The 18882-nt window shown below is 71.9% G+C and carries 18 protein-coding genes; 7 read left to right on the forward strand and 11 right to left on the reverse strand.

The window, feature by feature from the left end; all coding sequences use genetic code 11:
- Positions 1-23 precede the first annotated feature (23 nt).
- The 4 genes from FRCN3DRAFT_RS50905 to ftsE all read right to left on the reverse strand — a co-directional run bounded on the left by FRCN3DRAFT_RS50905 (position 24) and on the right by ftsE (position 4134).
- Positions 24-1670 carry a THUMP-like domain-containing protein gene (locus FRCN3DRAFT_RS50905; protein ID WP_007512839.1) on the reverse strand — a complete coding sequence of 549 codons (1647 nt, stop codon included), beginning with the start codon at positions 1668-1670 and terminating at the stop codon, positions 24-26.
- Positions 1671-1705: 35 nt separating this feature from the next.
- On the reverse strand, positions 1706-2185 hold the full coding sequence (smpB, locus tag FRCN3DRAFT_RS0200435; protein WP_007512838.1) for an SsrA-binding protein SmpB: 480 nt from the start codon (positions 2183-2185) through the stop codon (positions 1706-1708).
- Positions 2186-2481: 296 nt separating this feature from the next.
- Positions 2482-3354, reverse strand: a complete 873-nt coding sequence (ftsX, locus tag FRCN3DRAFT_RS0200440) for a permease-like cell division protein FtsX (protein WP_007512836.1) — start codon at positions 3352-3354, stop codon at positions 2482-2484.
- Entirely contained in the window at positions 3355-4134 is a 780-nt protein-coding gene (gene ftsE / locus FRCN3DRAFT_RS41955) for a cell division ATP-binding protein FtsE (protein WP_232793871.1), read from the reverse strand.
- Between the two features lie 364 nt (positions 4135-4498).
- On the opposite strand from ftsE, the gene FRCN3DRAFT_RS0200450 reads away from it, so the two are divergent.
- Both FRCN3DRAFT_RS0200450 and FRCN3DRAFT_RS0200455 read left to right on the forward strand, forming a co-directional pair.
- Complete coding sequence (locus FRCN3DRAFT_RS0200450) at positions 4499-4648, forward strand: hypothetical protein (RefSeq protein WP_232793872.1); 150 nt, start codon at positions 4499-4501, stop codon at positions 4646-4648.
- A gap of 116 nt (positions 4649-4764) precedes the next feature.
- Positions 4765-6051 (forward strand): PQQ-dependent sugar dehydrogenase, encoded by a 1287-nt coding sequence (locus tag FRCN3DRAFT_RS0200455; RefSeq protein ID WP_007512830.1) that lies wholly within the window; start codon positions 4765-4767, stop codon positions 6049-6051.
- 221 nt (positions 6052-6272) lie between these two features.
- On the opposite strand, the gene cobA is transcribed toward FRCN3DRAFT_RS0200455, so the two are convergent.
- Genes cobA through prfB form a run of 3 tightly spaced genes read right to left on the reverse strand, consistent with a single transcriptional unit; the run spans position 6273 to position 8590 of the window.
- A complete protein-coding gene (gene cobA, locus FRCN3DRAFT_RS0200460) occupies positions 6273-7097 on the reverse strand; it encodes a uroporphyrinogen-III C-methyltransferase (RefSeq protein ID WP_007512828.1) in 825 nt (274 codons plus the stop codon).
- Positions 7098-7128: 31 nt separating this feature from the next.
- Positions 7129-7467 carry a hypothetical protein gene (locus FRCN3DRAFT_RS0200465; protein ID WP_007512827.1) on the reverse strand — a complete coding sequence of 113 codons (339 nt, stop codon included), beginning with the start codon at positions 7465-7467 and terminating at the stop codon, positions 7129-7131.
- Between the two features lie 19 nt (positions 7468-7486).
- A complete protein-coding gene (gene prfB / locus FRCN3DRAFT_RS0200470; RefSeq protein WP_007512825.1) occupies positions 7487-8590 on the reverse strand; it encodes a peptide chain release factor 2 in 1104 nt (367 codons plus the stop codon).
- 637 nt (positions 8591-9227) lie between these two features.
- On the opposite strand from prfB, the gene FRCN3DRAFT_RS0200475 reads away from it, so the two are divergent.
- Entirely contained in the window at positions 9228-10229 is a 1002-nt protein-coding gene (locus FRCN3DRAFT_RS0200475) for a hypothetical protein (RefSeq protein ID WP_007512823.1), read from the forward strand.
- Between the two features lie 45 nt (positions 10230-10274).
- Here FRCN3DRAFT_RS0200475 and FRCN3DRAFT_RS0200480 read toward each other — a convergent pair whose 3' ends face one another.
- Positions 10275-10739, reverse strand: coding sequence for a pilus assembly protein TadG-related protein (locus tag FRCN3DRAFT_RS0200480; protein WP_051466092.1), 465 nt, complete (start codon positions 10737-10739; stop codon positions 10275-10277).
- A gap of 495 nt (positions 10740-11234) precedes the next feature.
- Between FRCN3DRAFT_RS0200480 and FRCN3DRAFT_RS0200485 the strand changes: the two genes are divergently transcribed.
- From FRCN3DRAFT_RS0200485 to FRCN3DRAFT_RS57335, 4 genes are all read left to right on the forward strand, one after another.
- On the forward strand, positions 11235-12218 hold the full coding sequence (locus tag FRCN3DRAFT_RS0200485; protein ID WP_007512821.1) for a hypothetical protein: 984 nt from the start codon (positions 11235-11237) through the stop codon (positions 12216-12218).
- A gap of 786 nt (positions 12219-13004) precedes the next feature.
- Entirely contained in the window at positions 13005-14072 is a 1068-nt protein-coding gene (locus tag FRCN3DRAFT_RS0200490; protein ID WP_269799804.1) for a type III polyketide synthase, read from the forward strand.
- Positions 14069-15328 (forward strand): cytochrome P450, encoded by a 1260-nt coding sequence (locus FRCN3DRAFT_RS0200500; protein WP_007512819.1) that lies wholly within the window; start codon positions 14069-14071, stop codon positions 15326-15328. The genes FRCN3DRAFT_RS0200490 and FRCN3DRAFT_RS0200500 overlap by 4 nt, the downstream gene beginning before the upstream one ends.
- 568 nt (positions 15329-15896) lie before the next feature.
- Positions 15897-16388 (forward strand): excalibur calcium-binding domain-containing protein, encoded by a 492-nt coding sequence (locus FRCN3DRAFT_RS57335; RefSeq protein ID WP_083401430.1) that lies wholly within the window; start codon positions 15897-15899, stop codon positions 16386-16388.
- A 367-nt stretch (positions 16389-16755) separates the two neighbouring features.
- On the opposite strand, the gene FRCN3DRAFT_RS0200505 is transcribed toward FRCN3DRAFT_RS57335, so the two are convergent.
- From FRCN3DRAFT_RS0200505 to FRCN3DRAFT_RS0200520, 3 genes are all read right to left on the reverse strand, one after another.
- A complete protein-coding gene (locus FRCN3DRAFT_RS0200505) occupies positions 16756-17205 on the reverse strand; it encodes a hypothetical protein (protein WP_007512817.1) in 450 nt (149 codons plus the stop codon).
- Positions 17206-17672: 467 nt separating this feature from the next.
- Entirely contained in the window at positions 17673-18086 is a 414-nt protein-coding gene (locus tag FRCN3DRAFT_RS0200510; protein ID WP_007512815.1) for a TadE family protein, read from the reverse strand.
- Positions 18087-18336: 250 nt separating this feature from the next.
- On the reverse strand, positions 18337-18579 hold the full coding sequence (locus FRCN3DRAFT_RS0200520; protein ID WP_232793874.1) for a hypothetical protein: 243 nt from the start codon (positions 18577-18579) through the stop codon (positions 18337-18339).
- Positions 18580-18882 lie beyond the last annotated feature (303 nt).

The following is an 18882-nucleotide window of genomic DNA, read 5'->3' on the forward strand; positions in this document are numbered from 1 at the left end:
ATGCCGGATCGACGTCTGTTCCATCACTCTGCCGCACCGTCACCGCGCCGCGCGGCCGCCCGGCGCGGCTCGGGCGGCCTGAATGGCCGGGCCGCTCGGGGCGCCCGGTGGCTGGGGCTCGCTGGGGCGGTGCAGACGAAGGCCCAGGGACGGTCGTGGTGGCGCGTCATGACGACGGTGACGGCCGGACCACCCGCGACCAGGTCGCGACGGGCGGGAAGCAGCCGCCGGCGCAGGGCGTCGACGTCGCCCGCGAGCCCCCGGCGACGCAGGTCCAACGCGCCGATCCCCATGCCGCGCAGCAGGACGGTCAGCCGGCGTACGTCGAACGGCAGGCTCGCCTCGACCCGCAGCATTCGGGCGAACGGCGTCGGGACCGCCCGGTCGGACGTAAGGAAGGCGATCATCGGGTCGATCTGCCACGCGCCGAGCCGGCGGGCGAGCTCACCGACGAGCCCAGCCCTGGTGACGGCCGGGCTCGGGTCGTACAGATAGGTGCCGGGCTCGCCGAGCCGGCGCGCGCCCACACCTTCCTCACCGTCGTCGCCAGGCTCGCCGTCGGGTTCTCCGGCGAGCGTCACGGCCACGACGCTCTGCCGGCCCAGCTCGGGCGAGATCCCAGGCAGGGCCTCGGGTGGGGTCCCGGGCGAGATCTCCGGCGGCCCTACCGCCGCCGTCGGTCCGTCACCGCTCGGCGAGCCGGCATCCTCGAGCGGAACGTCGTCGAGCCGGACGCCGTCAAACTGGACACCGTCGAGCAGGACGCCCTCGAGCAGGAGGCCGTCGAGCAGGGCGCCGTCGAGCAGGACGGTCGCGCGCCGCGGCGTCCCGTAGGCCAGGGCCGGCGAGAACAGCACCGCTTCCTTCAGGTCGCGGCCGTCGGCGACGAACTCGATCTCCCAGCCGGGCGGGACGAGCGCCGTCGGCAACCCCGGTGCCGCCTTCACCGCGACGGCGGGCACCCGCTCCGCGAGCGCGAAGCACCAGGGCAGCGGCGGCTCGCTGGTACCGGCGGCGAACCGGCGGCCGTCCGCGCGGCGCGCCGGGTCGACGAACACCGCCTCGATACCCGCCAGCTCCACGTCCCGGACGTCCGCTCCGCGCGCGTCGAGATCCGCGTCTGGCGCGTAGACGCGCGCGTTGTGGACGGCGATGCGCAGGTGCAGGGGGTCACGGTCGACGGCGACGAGTGGGTGGCCGGCGGCGGCCAGCGCGAGCAGGTCCCCGCCGATGCCGGTGCAGAGGTCGGCGACGCGGCCCAGCCCGGCGAACCGGGCGGCGCGATGGTGGGCCGCGGCCTCGGCTGTCGACTGCTCCAGCCCAGCCCTGGTGAACAGCATCTCGCCCGCGCGGGTGAACGTGCCGGCCGCCCGCAGGCGCAACTCCGCCTGGGTGAACGCGGCGGCGACCAGCTCGGGCGGCACCCCCGCGGCGCGCAACCGGGCACCGGTCCCGAGCTCGTCGCCGGCCTCGAGCGCCGCGGCCGCCCGCGCGAGCAGCCGCCCGCCCCGCGTCGAGGTCAGCTCGCCCAGCCAGTCAGACCCGGCCGAGCCCGACTGGCCGGCCTCGCCGGGCTCGCCGAACGAGCCGGACTCAGCGGGCGAACCGGACTCGGCGGGCGAGCCAGAGCGGCTGGACGAGCCGGACGGACCGGCGGTCTCGCCGTCCACCAGCTCGTCTGACTCGTCCCGCGGCGGGCGCTGGCTCAGCTGTGACGGCCCTTCGCCTGGCGGCCCATAATGCGGGCCATCTCGCGCTTGGCGTCCTTCTCCGCGAGCGCGGCGCGCTTGTCGTAGTTCTTGCGACCGCGGGCGAGCGCGACCTCGATCTTCGCCCGGCCGTCCTTCCAGTACAGGACGAGCGGAACCAGGGTCAGGCCGCCCTCCTTGGTCTTGCCGACGAGCTTCTCGATCTCGTCGCGGTGCAGCAGCAGCTTGCGCTTGCGCCGCGGCGCGTGGTTCGTCCACGTCCCCTCGGTGTACTCGGGAATGTGGACGTTGTGCAGCCAGACCTCACCGTTCTCGACCTGCGCGAACCCGTCGACCAGCGACGCCCGCCCATGCCGCAGCGACTTGACCTCGGTGCCGGTGAGCACCACGCCGGCCTCGTAGGTGTCGAGGATGTCGTACTCATGCCGGGCACGCCGGTTCTGCGCGATCGTCTTGCGACCGGTCTCCTTCGGCACCGTCTTCCCTCAACCGTCTTCCGTCTTGCGTCGTCTTCTGACTGGCGTCGTCTTCTGACTGGCGTCGCCCTCTGGCTGGCGTCCGCCTCGCGCGTCCGCGAGACCGCGTTCTGTCTCGCGTTCGCGAAGCCGCGCCCAACCCCGCGCGGCCAGCACCCCAAGGTCACGAGGGTACCGCCACGCCCGCCGCTTCGGGCGCCGCCGAGCTTCCCGTGATCGTTCGGACGACGGCGACGGCGAGCGCGGGGGCGGTGCCGCCCGCCTCGCGTCGCCTCGCGGCAGCTCTGCGGGGCTCGCTACGCCCGCAGGTGACGATGGAGAGCCAGGCTGCCCATCGCGGCCGCGGCCAGCGCGCCCAGCGCCATGACCGCGCCGCCGGACACCCACACCGCGTCCCAGCCGAACAGCGGGAACGTCGTCTGGTGCGCGAAGCGCCCGTCGACCAGGAATGCCTTACACATAACCAGCGCGGCCGCCGCCACCATTCCACCCGTCAGTCCCGACAGGGCGCACTCCAGCACGAACGGCGCCCGGATCGTCGCGTTCGTCGCTCCTACGAGCCGCATGATCGCCGTCTCCCGGCGGCGGGCATGTGCCGAGACACGGATCATCGTGTAGATCAGCGCGCCGGACGCGGCCGCCTGCACGGCGGCGAGCGTGAACGCGGCGACGCTGAACCCGTCCAGCACCCGGTAGAGCGGCCGCAGCAGCGCGCGCTGGTCGCGCACGGCCTCGACGCCGTCGCGGCCGGTGTAGCCGAGGACGATCTCGTCACCCGCGCGCGGGTCGACGAGCCGCAGCCGCAGCGCCGCCGGCAGGTCGGCCGGCCCAACCCCGGCGACGACGTCGGGCGAGGACCGGAAGTCCCGCTTGAAGCGCTCGTAGACCTGCTCTTTGTCCTCGTAACGGACGGCCAGCACGGCGGGGTCGGCCTTCAGGTCGTCGGTCAGCGCGGTCCGCTGGGCCGGGGTGACGTCGTCGGTGAGGTCGATGACGACCTCCAGCTGGTCGACCAGGTAGCCGTCGATCGTGTGGACCTCGGCGCGCAGCAGCAGTCCCGCGCCCAGCATGCCCAGACACACAGCCGCGGTGATGACCACGGCCGACGTCACTGCCAGGTTGCGCCGCAGGCCGGCGCCGAGAATCGCGAGCAGTGGCCCGATCCGCACCTAGTCCACCCCGCCGCCCGCGCCCGCGGGAGTGCCCGCGGCGGCCGTCATGCCGGTCGTGCCCTGGCCCGGTGTCGCGGCGGCGGTGCCCGTCTCGTCCGCCTCGTACGCGCCGCCGTGCTCGTCGCGGACGCAGGCGCCGTCCGCGAGCTCGATCACCCGGCGGCGGCGCGCGTCGACCAGCCCGGCGTTGTGCGTCGCCATCACCACCGTCGTCCCGGTCCGGTTGACGGCGTCCAACAGTCGCATGATTCCCTCGCTGGTGGCCGGGTCGAGGTTGCCGGTCGGCTCGTCGGCGAGCAGGACCCGCGGCCGGCCCACGAACGCCCGCGCGATCGCGACCCGCTGCTGCTCGCCGCCGGACAGCTCGTCGGGGTAGCGGTTCTCCTTGCCGGCGAGGCCGACGAGACCGAGCACCTCGGGCACGACCGCGCGAACGACGTGCCGCGGCCGGCCGACGACGTCGAGGGCGAAGGCGACGTTGCCGGCGACGGTGCGGTCGGGCAGGAGCCGGAAGTCCTGGAACACGCAGCCGACGGCGCGGCGCAGCAGCGGCACCCTCCGGTCGGGGATCGCGGCGAGATCCATCCCGTCGAGGGTCACCAGCCCGCTGGTAGCTCGTTCCTCGCGCAGCAACAGCCGCAGGAGGGTCGACTTGCCCGAGCCGGACGGGCCGACGAGGTAGACGAACTCCCCCTCGTCGATGCGCAGGGTGAGGTCACGCAGCGCCGGCCGGGTGCCCGCCGGGTAGGTCATCGTCACCGCGTCGAGCCGGATCATCCCGGGCCCCTTCCGGGCGGCCGGTGCGGCGGCGCCTGAACCGCCGCCGCCCCGACCATCCCAATCCATCACCGTCCGAACTGCTCTCACCACTGTAGGTGACTAGATGGTCGTGACCGGTAAGCGGGCGTACGGTGAACAGACAGCGTCCGACAGTGTGGTCTTAGGATCATGGGTTCTTAAGGATCATGACCTCAAAGAATCACGACGGGGAACTTGGTGGGCAAGAGGCCCTCGCGGCCTGGTAACCCACCGGCGGATCCGGGAAGAACGCATCGTGGGGCGGCGCCCGCCCCGGCGGACGGTAGAAGGGACGGCGGCTATGTGCTGTGACGACCTGGTCTGCGCGCGGTGCGCGAGCCCAGTGGCCGAAGGCCGTTGCCCGACCTGCCGGGCCGCCCGCGCCGAGCTCCACCACCAGTCCGGTGGGTTCACGGTTTCCCCGCAGCTGGTCGCCCTGCTGCTCCTCGTCCTGACCGCGCTGGCGCTGCTCGCCGCGCATCAGGTCCAGTAGGCACCAGATCCAGCAAGGCGGGCACGAATACGGGCACGGGGTTGGGATTTCGCCCGTCGGAATTCGGATAGGTCGGGTCATTCCCGGACCAGCTGACCGTGGCGGATCCTGGAACCATGGCATCTGGTCTGGACCGGCGTTTCCTGAGGACAGCAGGCCGGCCGCGGACACCGCTGATCATCATGGCGGGGGTCGTGGCGATAATCCTGGCCGCCGTCCTGAGCGCATGCTCCGGCGGCACGCCCGACGACACCGGCCCCGGGACGCCCGGCGGGCCGACTACCGCGACACCGCTCGCGCCGGGCGGCGTGCCCGCGTCCGCCGCGCCGGGCGACGACCCGCGGGCCGACCGGGTGATAGCGACCGGGCTGCGCTCGCCCTGGGGGCTGGCGTTCCTGCCGGACGGCGACGCGCTCATCGGCGAGCGTGACAGCGGCAAGATCCTGCTCATGCCGGCCGACGACGGCGGAGGCAAGGGCGGCTACGGCACCCCGGTGGAGATCGGCGCGCTGCCCGGCGTGTACCACGTCGGCGAGAGCGGCCTGCTGGGGCTGGCGGTCTCGCCGACCTACCCGTCCGACCACCTCGTCTACGCCTACTTCACGACGCGCACCGACAACCGGATCGTCCGGTTCACGCTCGACGGCACCGGCGACGGCGCGGGCGCGGGCGCGACGCCCAAGATCGGCCAGGTCACGACCATCCTCACCGGTCTCGCCTCCGCGCAGTTCCACGACGGCGGCCGGATCGCCTTCGGCCCGGACGGGATGCTCTACGCCGGCGTCGGGGACGCCACGGACCGCACCCGGGCGCAGAACCTGGCGAGCCTCAACGGCAAGATCCTCCGGATGCGCCCGGACGGCTCGGTCCCACCGGACAACCCGTTCCCGGGGTCGCTGGTCTACAGCCTCGGCCACCGCAACGTGCAGGGGCTGGCCTGGGACAGCGCCGGCCGGCTGTGGGCCACCGAGTTCGGCCAGGACACCTGGGACGAGGTCAACCTGATCCGGCCGGGCGCGAACTACGGCTGGCCGGTCGTCGAGGGCGTCGGCGACACCGACGGCGGGCGTTTCACCAGCCCAGTGGCCACCTGGCCGACCGACGACGCCTCACCGAGCGGCGCGGCGATCGCGGGCGACGTCCTCTACGCCGCCGCGCTGAAGGGCGAGCGGATCTGGACGATCGACCTGCGCCCGGGCCTCGCCCAGGGCACCGCCTCGCCGACCGCCCCGACGACGGGCGCGCCGACGGCAGGCACGCCCAGGGCGGTGCGCGCCGACGTCTACGGCCGCCTGCGCACGATCGTCACCGCCCCCGACGGCACCCTCTGGGTCGCCACCAGCAACACCGACGGCCGCGGTCAGCCAGCCCAGGACGACGACCGCATCATCTCGCTGCGCTAGCCGCGTCATCCGGCCGCCAGCGGTGTCACCTCGCTGCGCCGGCGGTCGTTGGCTCTGTTCGTCTGGCGGCGGAGCCGGCGTCAGGCGGCGGAGCCGGCGTCAGGCGGCGGAGCCGGCGTCAGGCGGCGGAGCCGGCGTCAGGCGGCGGAGCCGGCGTCAGGCGGCGGAGCCGGCGTCAGGCGGCGGAGCCGGCGTCAGGCGGCCACCGGCCACCTGCTGGCTTAGTCCGGGATCCGGTAGGAGCCGATCTCCGCGCTCAGGGTGACGACCTCGCCGATGACGATGATGGCCGGAGAGCCCAGGCCGGCGGTGGTGACCGCGGCCGCGATGTCGCCGAGGGTGCCGGTCACGACCTGCTGGCGGGTGGTCGTGCCGGCGTGGATGACGGCGACGGGGGTCGCCGCGGGTCGACCCCGCTTGACCAGCTCGCGGCTGATCTCCGCCAGCGCCGCGACGCCCATGAGGACGACCACCGTTCCAGGCCCGGAGGCAAGGGCATCCCAGTTGGATGTCGATCCGGGGTGAGAGGGGTCGACATGCCCCGAGACGATGGCGAGGTCCTGGGTGACGCCGCGATGCGTGACCGGTATGCCGGCAAGCGCCGGCACCGCGACCGCGCTGGTCACCCCAGGCACCACCTCGCAGGGCACCCCGGCGGCGGCGCAGGCGAGCGCCTCCTCGCCCCCACGGCCGAACAGGAACGGATCCCCACCCTTGAGCCGGACGACGCGCCGGCCGCGCAGCGCCCGCTCGACGAGCAGCACATTGATCTCGTCCTGGCTGAGGTTGTGACCATGCGGCCCCTTGCCCGCGTCGACGATCTCCACCTCGGGACCGAGGTCGGCGAGCAGCTGGCGGGGCGCCAGCCGATCGACGACGACGACGTCCGCCCGGCGCAGGAGGTTCAGGCCGCGAACGGTGATCAGATCGGCGGCGCCTGGCCCGCCCCCGACCAGCGCCACCCAGCCGACGCCCGCGCCCGCCGTTCCCACACTCGACTCCACCGTCAGGTCACCTTTCCGCCATCCGGCCGCCGGCGCGGCCATTGTCAGCCTCCACGCCCGCGTCAGGACCAGGTCAGTCCGCCGGCGGAGGCGGGGTCCCTCCCGGCTCGGCGGTGTCGGCCAGCTCCAGCAGGTCGGCCAGGTCCGAGAACTCCGCCAGACCGCCCAGTTCCGTGAGGTTCGGGGGGTCCGTGAGATCGGGCCCCGGCGCTGGATCCGCCGGGTCGGGAGGGTCCACCGGTTCGCCGAGCTCGGCCAGCAGCTCCAGCAGCCGCGCCCGCTCGGCCCGCAGTTCGGCCGACCGCCGTCCCGGTGCGAGCCGCGCCGCCGACCAGGACCACGACCACGAACCGTGCGGACGCCCGGCGGGCGGACGACGTCGTCCTGGTGAACCGGGCGGCCGGGTGCGCATCGTGAGTCGGCGGCGTTCGCTAGTTGGCGCCCGACTCGGCCGAGCGCCGCCAGCGCACCTCGGCGTCGATGAACTCGTCTATCTCGCCGTCCAGCACCGCGCCGGTGTTGGACGTCTCCACGTCGGTCCGCAGGTCCTTGACCATCTGATATGGGTGCAGAACATAGTTACGGATCTGCGACCCGAACGAGACGTCCTGCGGGCCGCCGGTCAGCCGCTGCTTTTCGGCTGCTTCCTCGGCCCGTCGTCGTTCCAGCAGCTTTGCCTGCAGAACGACCATCGCGGCCGCCTTGTTCTGCAACTGGCTGCGCTCGTTCTGGCAGGTGACGACGATATTGGTCGGCAGGTGGGTGATACGCACGGCCGAGTCGGTCGTATTGACGCCCTGCCCACCAGGGCCGGATGACCGGAAAATATCGATCCGAAGGTCCTTGTCGTCGATGTCGACGTGGTCGGACTGCTCGACGACCGGGGTGATCTCCACCCCGGCGAAGGACGTCTGCCGGCGGTTCTGGTTGTCGAACGGGCTGATGCGAACCAGCCGGTGCACCCCGTGCTCGCTGCGCAGCGTTCCGTACGCGTATGGCGCCTTGATCAGGAAGGTGGCCGACTTGAGCCCGGCCTCCTCGGCCTCGGACGAGTCGTACACCTCGGTGGTGTAGCCGTGCCGCTCGGCCCAGCGCGTGTACATCCGCAGCAGCATCGCCGTCCAGTCGGCGGCGTCGACCCCGCCCGCGCCGGCGGACAGCTGGACGATCGCGTCCCGCTCGTCGAACTCGCCAGACAGCAGGGTGCGGACCTCCAGCGCCGAGATGTCCCTGGACATCGCGGGCAGCTGGTCGGCGGCCTCCGCCATCAGGTCCTCGTCGTCGAGGTCGAAGGCGGCGATGAGGTCGTCCAGCCGGCGGCGCAGCCCCTCGACGCGGCCGATGTCGCCACGCACCGACGACAGCTTGCGGGTGACGGCCTGCGCCCGGTCCTGGTCGCTCCACAGGTCCGGGTCAGCGGCTTCCTGCTCCAGGCCCTCGGCGCGCCTACGCAGCCCCTCGACGTCCAACACGGTCTCGATACCGGTCAGAGTCGCGTCGAGGTTCTTGAGCTCCTCAGCGAAGTCGGCGGCCATGCCCTCAACCTTACCGGCGGCCATGCCTCCCCGACGCCGGCAGTGATCGCGCGCCGCTCGCCGCCGGCCCGGCCGTGCCCGCCGACCGCCGCCGCCCGGTCTCCACCCGCGCGCGAGCCGCGACCGTGGACCGCCATAACGGCGGCCGCGAGCCGACGAGGCAGCGGCGACCGCGGCCGGCGAACGTGCCCGCCAGCCCGACCCAGCCCGGTAACATGCAATTGCACGAAGATACTTCCCGGAAACATTGTCGGCGTGTCCCGTAATGCAATTGGGCGATCGCCCACATCGCTTCTTCAGTCGAGACGCAGGCCACACCGCTGTCGAACCGGGAGCCGGCTCGACCCTTGGATCGAACGCTATCTTGAATCAAAGGTCCCCGCTACGCCGTGAGGTACTTCGAGATGCGATCACATCGCGGTCTGCCGGCTCTACGGGCTCCCGCGGCGACGGCCGGGGCTCATCTCCTCCTTCGCTCGTCCCCCGTGGGCAGCGGTCCCGACGCCGCCGAAGCGCCCCCCCGGCGATCTGCTGGCGCCCAGTCGGCGGGAACCCCCGCGGTGACCATGGCGGAGCCGCGCACGGCCACCGGCCCACAGCCAGTACCGGCCGGAAGCGGATCACGGAGGTCGTCGCCGTGCCGTACGTCCTCGACAGACGTCTCCTGCTACGCGCGTTCAGGGCCTCGGCGGTGGTCGCGGTGAGCTTCGACCACCAGCCCAACCTTGAACCGTTGCGCAGCACGACCGATCTGCACCAGGCCTGTTCCGCCGCCCTCATCCAGGCGATCGACGGCTACGAGACGTCCGACCTGACCAGCACCGCGTCCTCGATGCGCCCGCTGGAGAACACCACCCGCACCATTCCGCGCCAGCGCCGGCTGCGCGGGCGGGACGCTCTCGACTGGATGCGGCTGCACGCCGCCGTCACGGTGGTCTCCGCGGGCACCGACTATGACCGAGGTCTGCATTCCGACGCCGCCGCCCGTTCCGACCGGGCCGCGAGCCTCGCCCGGGCGGCCGGCGACGGCCCGCTCGCGGCGCGGGCGCTCGCGCTGCGGGCCCGGCTGGTGCGCCAGCACAGCCCAGCGGTCTCCCTGCAGATCGCCGGCGCCGCCGCCCGGATCGCCGGGCACAGCCCCGCCCGCGCGATGATCGCCGGCAAGGTCGTCGCCGGCGCCTACGCCGCGGCGGGCGACCTGGCCGGCGTCCGCGACGCGGTCGCCCGTGCCTGGCGCACGATGGAGCTGCTCGACGACAACGCCTACGGCCGGCCGGGCTTCGCGCTGGAGACCTACTCCCCCGCCGACCTGGCACTCGCCTCGGCCGAGGCGCTCACCACGGTGGGCGCGGCCGAGGAGGCCCGACCGTACCTGGAGAAGGCGTACGCGCTGATCAAGGACAGCGGCCAGACCGGTATGATCGTGTCCGTCCTGATGGCGCAGGCACGGGCGGCGGTCAGCGGTGACCGGCCGGACCACTTCGAGGCGGCCGAGCACGCGGCGGCGGCCGTGGCGCTGGCCGCGGACCGGCCCGCCGAATGGGTCGCCCGCCTGGTCCGCGACGTCTCGAACCTCGCCGAGACGCACACCGGCCACGCCCTGGACGACCTGGTCGCCGCGACCGCGGCCTGGGTCTGAGGACTTCCCTCCCGCCCGGCGGGGCTACCAGGGCTGTCAGGACTGTCAGGGCTCCACTTGCTGCTGGCGCACGATGGTCTGGGCATCCGCCGCCGCGTGGACCGTGACCGGGCCGATGCCGAGGAAGCCGACGAGAGGCAGGTCGACGACCCGGCTGCCCTGGACCTCGACGGTGTCCTCGTCGAGGAGCGACCCGGTCAGTACGGTCGCCCCGCTGGGGTCGGCGCGGTCCTGGTAGTCGGCGACCGTCGTCAGCACGTCCGACAGCGGCAACCGGTCGAGCTGCCCAGTGGTCGTGTAGACGGCGTTCTCGTCGATCCGCTGCGCCGCGGCCAAGGCCGCCCCATCGGCCGCCGACGCGACCGAACGGCGGGCCAGGTACACCGCGGAGACGTCGGTTACCACGATGGCCAGCATCGCCGCGATCATCACGTAACCCAGCGTCAGCATCATGATCGACCCGGCATCGGCCCGCCCACCCGAACGGCGCACCGATGGGCGAACTCGCATCCACGTGGACACAACGGCGCGAACCCCTGTCACCCGTCCATTGTCACGTACGGCGCCCAGTCAGGGACAACCCGCCCAACCAACACGCCACATCCATCATCGAATCCGCGCCACACCTCCTCACGGCCAACGACCTCGCTACCGGTCAGCGCTGGTTACCGGTGCTTCCGACCGGTCGGGCGGCGTGGCCGTGCAGCGGCGCGGCCAGACGGCGGCGCGGCCCGTCAGCGGCGCGGCCCGTCAGCGGCGCGGCCTGACACCTCTGGCGGCGAGCACTCCGCGCGGGTCGACCTCCCACGAGGTCAGCTACTTGCCCAACCGACAATGTCGCCGGTTCCCGTTCTTTGGACGCCAACAGCGATGTGGTTCTCTGGACGTAGGTTCAGGACTCGCCAGGAATCGGACACAGGCAGGCAAGCGCACGGGCGGCCGGCCCGGCGGTGCCGCCATCGGCCAGACGGCCAAGGCCGCCTCGCGGCCGGGATGGGAGACACCGTGCGCAGGCGCGAGGCCGACACGCTACTGCGCTTCGTACGGGTGGCCCGCCCGGTGGCGGCGACGGCCGTCAGCGTGACCACCGCCGACGACGGGGAAGACGGCGGCCGGCGAGCCCAGGCTGACCGGATCGTGCGGCACTGGCGCAACGAACTCGTTCCGCTGGCCGCGTTGCCCGGGGTCGGCGGCCGGTTCACGCAGCCGATCCGCGAGGTGCTCGCCGGCACCGTGCAGGGGCTGCTGGTTCTGTCGCTCGCGCAGCTGTGCGGCGTGACGGACGAGGGTGAGCAGGTCCGGCTCGTCGCCGCCCTGATGCTGCGCGAGGACCTGCCCGCCGGTTGGACACCGCCGGTGCCCGACCCGGCCCACAGCACTGTCGCCACCGACGACGCGGCCACCGCCACCGCCACCGACGACGCGGCCACCGCTGAGGTCGCTGACGTCACTGACGACGACGCCCGGTCTGACGGCGGCGGCGCGGGCGGTGGCGGCCCAGCCGCCGGCGGCGCCCTCGACGCCACCGAGGCCGCTCCGAGTCCCGAGGCGGCTACAGGCACGAGCGCGGACGCGGGCACGAGCGCGACCACAGGTACGAGCGCGGTCGCGGGCGGGACCGTGGACCCCCGGGACGCGGACGAGGAGTCGGCGACCTGGCGACTGGTCGCGCGGCAGATCCCAGTGGCCGTCTACCGCGCGGCTCGCGAGCTGTGGACGATCCACAGTCTCTCCGGCCAGCGCGCCGAGGGACGCCTATGGCATCGCGCGCTCGGCAACCTCCCCGCGGTCGGCGTCGTCGGTGCCACCCTCGGCGAACGCCACGCTCTCGCTGACATCGCGGCCGCCGCCTACATCGAGCTCGGCCTGACGGCCGTGGAGGCTCCGGGGCCGTCGGTGGCCGCGCGCGCGGCCACCGCCGCCAAGGGCGTCGCCGCCCAGCTCCCCGCCCTAGGGCGCGCCGTCAGGTCCCCGTTCCGCAAGCCGTAGGGGCCGCCCGAGGCCCCGGCGGGTCCCGCCGGGCGATGTCCCATCGCGCAGGTTCCCGCCGCGCAGGTTCCCGCCGCGCAGGTTCCCGCCACGCTGGCTCGAGGCCGCCCGGCCAGATGCCCGCGCCGCACCGGGCACCCTGACCTCGAACACGTAAGGGCCCCGCACACGCAAGGGCCTCGAACACACTCTGCCTCGCCCGCGATGACCCCGCCACGCAAGGGCCCCGAAACGCGCGAGGACCCAAACCCGCGAACCGTTCATGATCTGGCGGGATCCTCGGAGCCCCAGCTCCCAAAATCCCACCAGATCATGAAACATGGCATCAGCAGCACCGACCCGTCACATCGCAGGCACGCCGGAACCTGCATGGTCGCCCATCGCGGCGATCACCGAAAGGACGGTCCGGTCACAGCCAGCACAGATCGGCCACCGTCAGGACGGATCGGCCATCGCAAAAATGCGCCATTCACCGCCGCCAAACCTTCAACCGGACGCGCTCACGCGAATTATCTCTTCTCAATGCCGGGCGCACGTTCGATGTTGCGTGACGACGCGTGTTCGCATGCCGGTCAGGTGGCCGCCGTTTTGGGAGTCCAGGCTGGGGCAGGCTGTATTGGCTATTAGCTGGCCCGGTCGCCGAGCAAGCCGACCTCGCCGCGGGGTTCCGGGTCGTTAGTCCCGGGACGTTCGCCCCCGGGGACGACCGGGATAGCCGGAGGAGGCGCCCGTCGTATGCCGATTCTCTGCCGTCCGGCCGTAATGGTGCCGGAACATACCATCACGATGGGCGAGACGCTGGACCTGGCGCGTCAGCTGCATGCAGACCATCCGAAACTAGATCTCGTTCTCCAGCTCATTGAGAACACCGGCGTGCATAAGCGCCACCTGGTGCGCCCGCTGGACCAGACACTGCGCCATCCCGGAGTCGAGGTACGCAACCTCGTCTACGAGGAGGAAGCCAGGCGGCGAGTACCGGAAGTCACGCTCGCCGCGCTCGCCGCGGCCGGGGACCTGGGCGCCCAGGACATCGACGCCATCATCTTCGTCTCCTGCACCGGTTTCCTCATGCCGTCGATGACGGCATGGATGATCAATAATCTGGGATTCCGGAACGACACCAGGCAGATTCCGATCGCCCAGCTCGGCTGCGCTGCGGGCGGCGCCGCGATCAACCGGGCGGCCGACTTCTGCAATGCCTACCCAGGGACGAACGTGCTCATCGTCGCCTGCGAGTTCTGTTCACTGCTCTACCAGCCGTCCGACAGCGACGTGGGCTCGCTCCTGTCCAATGGGCTGTTCGGCGACGCGGTGGCCGCCGCCGTCGTTCGTGGACGCGGCGGGTACGGCGTGCGGCTCGAACGCAACGGCTCCTACCTCGTGCCGGATACGGAGCACTGGATCTCCTACGCGGTCAAGGCAACCGGTTTCCATTTCCGGCTGGACAAACGAGTCCCGACGACGATGGCGATGCTCGCGCCGGCGCTGCGCACACTCGCGGACAGCCACGGCTGGGATGCCGCCGCTCTCGACTTCTACATCATCCACGCCGGCGGTCCCCGCATTCTGGACGATCTGAGCGACATCCTGGGAGTGGACACGGAGTCCTTTCGCTACAGTCGGGCGACCCTCACCGACTACGGCAACATCGCGAGCGCCGTAGTATTCGACGCTCTCCGCCGCATGTTCGAGGAAAACACGCTCGAACACGGCGCCGCCGGGGTGATCGCCGGTTTCGGTCCTGGCATCACGGCCGAAAGCTGCGTCGGCACCTGGGCGGTCCCCACGGGTCAGCCTTCCCCCCAGCCGTCCCAGTCGCCCCGAATCGCGACCGCGGAGAGCGGGATGTCATGACGATCGAGACCAGGAGAGCGACGGGAGCCAGGCAAGGAACAGTCAGGCAGGAAACAGAGCGGCGGATCGTGCACTGCCCGTTCGACCATGCGACCGCGCTGGAGTTCGACCCGTTGTTGCGGCGGCTGCGTGAGGAGGCGCCCATCGCGCGCATCACCATGCCCCACGGCCAGGGCTGGGCCTGGCTGGTGACGCGGTACGACGACGTGCGTACCGTCGTGAGCGACCAGCGGTTCAGCCGCGCCGCCGGAATCGGCCGCGACCTTCCCAGGATGACGCCCGAGCCCATCGCTCAGACCGACGCGATCAACCTGATGGACCCGCCGGCGCACACGCGGTTGCGCCGGCTGGCCGCCCAGGCGTTCACCGCGACCCAGCTCGAACGCATGGCCCCGAGAATCCACGCGATCGTGGACCGGCTCGCTGACGGCCTGGCCGCCCATGGGACTCCCGCCGACTTCACCCGGCTGTTCGCGACCAGGCTGCCGCTCGCCGCCACCTGCGAGGTCTTCGCCATTCCCGAAGCCGACCGGCCACGGATCCGGCGGCTGGTGGTCGCGCTCATGTCCACCGACCGGGGGGCTCAGTCGACGCGGGACGCGAAGGCCAGCCTGCGCGCGTACTTCGTCGATCTCGCCGCCGGCCGCCGCGAGCGGCCGGGCGACGACCTGGTCAGCGCGCTCGCCATTGCTCGCGATGGTGGCGGCGGCGAGCCCCTAGGCCTCACCGAGCTGGCGATGCTGGCGATGACCCTCACGATCGCTGGCCATGACACGAGCACATACCAGCTCGGCAACATCCTCTACACGCTGCTCACCCACCCCGAGCAGCTGGCGCTGCTGAGGTCACGCCCCGATCTCCTGGAGCCGGCGCTGGAAGAGCTGCTGCGGTTCATCCCGTTCCGTCAGGGCGTTGGCATCGCCCGGGTCGCCACCGAGGACGTAGAGCTCGGCGGCGTGACCATCCACGCGGGCGACGCCGTCCACGTCTCCTACCTTGCCGCCAACCGCGACCCCCGGATGTTCCCGAACCCGGACGAGCTGGACCTCGAACGTCGGCACGGGCCGCACATGACCTTCGGCCACGGCATCCACTACTGCGTCGGCGCCGGCCTCGCCCGGATGGAGCTGCGTATCGCCTTCGAAACCCTGCTCGCCCGCTTCCCGGACCTGCGCCTGGCGGTGCCCCCCGACGAGATCCCCTGGCATACAGGTTCCATCTGGCGCTACCCCGAACAGCTCCCCATCGCGTGGTGATCCGGCGCGATCCGCTGAGTGGCGAAAGCCCAGCCTGGGCTGGATATCAGACCGGTCCGCTCGGCGCCGGTCGATGACGACCGCGCGCTGACGGTTCACCGCTTGAGCGGTCCGCCGCAGACCAGCGGCACCTCCCTTGATCTCAGCCCGCAATCCGGCTGCTGGCGGAGATCGGCTCGCCTTCCGCGTCGTCGTCGCGGCACGATGGCGAATAAAGGGCACAAAGAGCCTAAATGAGTGCCGATGGTCATCGACCGGGCCGGCGATCTGCAGTTTGCCCAGAATCTGGTACTTCGCGCACGTCCCCATGCTCGACGACCCGCTCCAGCCAAACCAAGCAAGACAGATCAATCGATGAACACACGGAACAACCGCGAACCTACGGACCAGCGCGCCAGAACGGTTGTAAATGACGAGTCACGACCTCCCGTCGGCTCGCCCTGCGGCCCCCCATACGCTGCCTGCCTCACCAACAGGGGGGTTGGAGATGACCTACGGGGGACCGTATCCGCCACAGCCGCAGCCACAGCGAAACTGGCGGCGAATCGCAAAGATCACAGCAGCCATCATGGGCGGACTGTTTCTGTTCTTCCTGATCCTCGGTCTCGTACTGCCGAAGTCGGACAAGAAGGCCACAGCCGCGGACATTCAGACGGCAACCCCGACGGCGACGTTCTCTACTGCCGAGCCGACGCCGTCAACACCAGCACCGGTTGCCACGCAGGTGGCTGCGACCACACCAGCGGCGGGGCTCCTGGCACCGGCAACGACATCAGCCGCCGCGCCGGCGCAAAGGACGACCCAGCCGGCAGTACCCGCGGCCACGCAACCAGCACGTACCGAACCGGCACAGGCCGCTGCCCCGCCCCAGCAGCAGGCCCCGCCGCCCCAGCAGCAGGCCCCGCCACCTCAGCAGGCCCCCGCGCAACCCGCCAGCGTGTACTACGCGAACTGCTCCGAGGCTCGTGCCGCCGGCGCCGCACCCCTACATCGAGGCGATCCGGGATACCGGAGCGCTCTGGACCGGGATGACGACGGCGTGGCCTGCGAGACCAGCTGAGCGGACATAGCAGCTAAAGCGGACATGGCAGCTAAGCGCGCATGACCGCTAAGCGCACATGGCAGAACGGCCCCGGCATCGGTCGGGGCCATTCTGTACCCGGGGCTGGCGCCGAGAGGGGTCCGACCCATACCGCCCGATAACGGGCACATATGGAACCGGTACAACCCCATCGGGGTCCGGGCCGGGCTGGACCAGCCGCACGGGAGCGATGAAAAGTCGCCGACGACCGGCAACGCGCGAGGCCCACGGTGATCTGGTGGGATTTTCGGAGTTCCGACTCCGAAAATCCCACCAGATCATGAACCAGACCATGATCTGGTGAGGTTTTTGGCACCGGCCGACCAGAGGTCGCGCCGTTCTCCCGCTAGGGCTCGGTGTCGGTGCCGGACCGGTCCGCGCGGTACTGGTCGATGACGACGGTGAACGCTCCGTTGAGCGTGACGTCGGCGAGGCCGGAGCCGAGGACGCTGACTCCGGGGAGTGGGGCGACGGTGCGGACGCAGACGACGAAGACTGCGCCCGGTTGCAGGGTCTCGGCACCGTCGCCGGGGTCGGACGCCCCGCAGTTGGCGCCCTGAGGCGCGAACCGAAGCTCGGGAGCGGTGTCGATTCCCTGGTCCTGAAAGGCGAGCTGGGCGGCGAGCCGTGCGCGGGTCAGGCCCTCTTCCTCGTTGGCGGCCGTCGAGTAGGCCCGGCCCGCCTCCCTCGCCGCCTGCGTGACCGCGAACGCCGAACGCTGCACGGAGAACAGCGCGAGGAAGAAGTAGACGAACGGGATCAGCAGCACCACCGAGAGCCCGACGAACTCGATCATCGCCGAACCGGCGTCCGGCCGCCGTGCCCGCTCGTCGCGCCCATCCCGGGCACCACGACCCGCCAGGCCAACCGGACGCGGACGCGTGCGGAGAGCCAAATCCGCCCGCCACCGGCGGAATCTCTCTGCGCCGGGCTTCCGCGCCTCGACAGGGCGCGCCGTCGCCACAGGCGCTACCACCGGCGACAAAGCCCGCGCCGACGCCCCCGTGCCGTCCACGGCGACGTTCACCCAGCCCGCGCCTCGAAGATCGCCAGGACTGTATCCGGATCCGAACTCCGAGCCCTCGCTGGTTCGGATCCGGGTACAGATCCGCTGATCAAGTTCACGGCGCGGCGGCGTGGCCGGGCCGACCTTGGCTGAAGCGGCACCAGGCGGCGCATGCGACGACGACGGGGATGACGACGGGGACGACGGGGATGGTGTCCGCGGGAGAGCGGCCGGCCTCTGCGGATCCGGCGTCGTCGTCATGGGGTCTCCTTCACCGCGTGGCCGGTGACGTGCACGGTCACGCCGCCCCCGAACGGGAGCAGGCTGAGGGGAACGCGGACCTCGCAGGTCACCTGGACCAGCGGCACGTCGCCCGGACCGTCGATCTGGGCGCCCGTGCAGGCCGTGTCGGACCGGCCTGGGATGGACTCGGCGATCAGTCGCTGCGCGTAGGGGCCACCGTCGGCCGGGTCGACGCCGAGGTTCGCGCCGTGCCGCGCGCCCTCCGCGGCGTTCGCGGCGAGGGTGTTGCGGACGTGCAGCACCAGGCCGACCTGGATGATCCCCAGGAAGAGGAACAGCAGCAGGGTGCTGACCAGCACGAATTCCACGATCGCCGACCCGGCGTCGGCCCGGCGCGGACCAGCCTGGCGCACGCCGACCCGATGCACGCCGACCTGACACGCACCGGCCCGACACGCACCGGCTCGGCGCACGCCGACCCGACACGGTCCAGCCGAGCCCGCGTCGGCCCGGTACCGGCCGTGGGCCGGGTGTCGGCCGTGGGCCGGGTGTCGGGCCGACCGGCCCGGAGTTCGGGGCTGTCGCGCCTCGTGATCTCCATCGGCCCCCGCCGGCTGGCCGTCGCGGACCCGGGCGGGAGCCCGGACCACGGCGGCCAGCCGGCGCCGGCGCGGGGACTCAGCCGCCCGCACCGCCGCCTCCGCCGTCGCCACCGATGCCGGTGACCTTGCTGATCGCGGCGGTGAACATGTCCTGCAGTGCCGGAGTGGCGATGGTGGCGATCGCGACCACCAAAGCGGCGGTCATCACCGTCACCATCACCCAGCCCGGCACGTCGCCGCGATCCCCGCCACGGTGGGCCGCGGCCGGGTGCCGCCGTTCCCACCAAGCGAAGTAGCCGACGACCAACGTCGTCGCCATCCGTGCCATCTCGTCCTCCCAGTCCGGCTGACCGGCGACACGCGACGATGGCGAAGCCTCGCGCGGCCGCGGGCCTGCCTATTCGCAGCAGAACCCCTGGCCCCCTCGACCCCCTCTAACCGCTGACCCCCCACTCACGGAGCGACCCCTCAGACGCTCCGCGACCCGGCCGCCGCCGCGCACTGGCGGCGACCCACGCGCCTCATCGCGCGAGACTCACGGGTGTCACCACACCCGATGCCATGACCGGACCTCCGACGGCGCCAGGCTGTGCCCTGATCGCCGCGAGGAAGGCACCTCGGC

Origin of the sequence: Pseudofrankia saprophytica, assembly GCF_000235425.2 — a bacterium.
Taxonomy (GTDB): Bacteria; Actinomycetota; Actinomycetes; order Frankiales; family Frankiaceae; genus Pseudofrankia; species Pseudofrankia saprophytica.

Bases quoted from the DNA above. Each gene is read 5' to 3' on its own strand.
- FRCN3DRAFT_RS0200520 (WP_232793874.1), bottom strand. From the start codon at position 18,579: ATGGCGACGACGTTGGTCGTCGGCTACTTCGCTTGGTGGGAACGGCGG.
- FRCN3DRAFT_RS57335 (WP_083401430.1), top strand. From the start codon at position 15,897: ATGGGCGGACTGTTTCTGTTCTTCCTGATCCTCGGTCTCGTACTGCCG.
- FRCN3DRAFT_RS0200465 (WP_007512827.1), bottom strand. From the start codon at position 7,467: ATGCGCACCCGGCCGCCCGGTTCACCAGGACGACGTCGTCCGCCCGCC.
- FRCN3DRAFT_RS0200455 (WP_007512830.1), top strand. From the start codon at position 4,765: ATGGCATCTGGTCTGGACCGGCGTTTCCTGAGGACAGCAGGCCGGCCG.
- prfB (WP_007512825.1), bottom strand. From the start codon at position 8,590: ATGGCCGCCGACTTCGCTGAGGAGCTCAAGAACCTCGACGCGACTCTG.
- cobA (WP_007512828.1), bottom strand. From the start codon at position 7,097: ATGGCCGCGCCGGCGGCCGGATGGCGGAAAGGTGACCTGACGGTGGAG.
- FRCN3DRAFT_RS0200505 (WP_007512817.1), bottom strand. From the start codon at position 17,205: ATGATCGAGTTCGTCGGGCTCTCGGTGGTGCTGCTGATCCCGTTCGTC.
- ftsE (WP_232793871.1), bottom strand. From the start codon at position 4,134: ATGATCCGGCTCGACGCGGTGACGATGACCTACCCGGCGGGCACCCGG.
- FRCN3DRAFT_RS0200480 (WP_051466092.1), bottom strand. From the start codon at position 10,739: ATGCGAGTTCGCCCATCGGTGCGCCGTTCGGGTGGGCGGGCCGATGCC.
- FRCN3DRAFT_RS0200500 (WP_007512819.1), top strand. From the start codon at position 14,069: ATGACGATCGAGACCAGGAGAGCGACGGGAGCCAGGCAAGGAACAGTC.
- FRCN3DRAFT_RS0200490 (WP_269799804.1), top strand. From the start codon at position 13,005: ATGGGCGAGACGCTGGACCTGGCGCGTCAGCTGCATGCAGACCATCCG.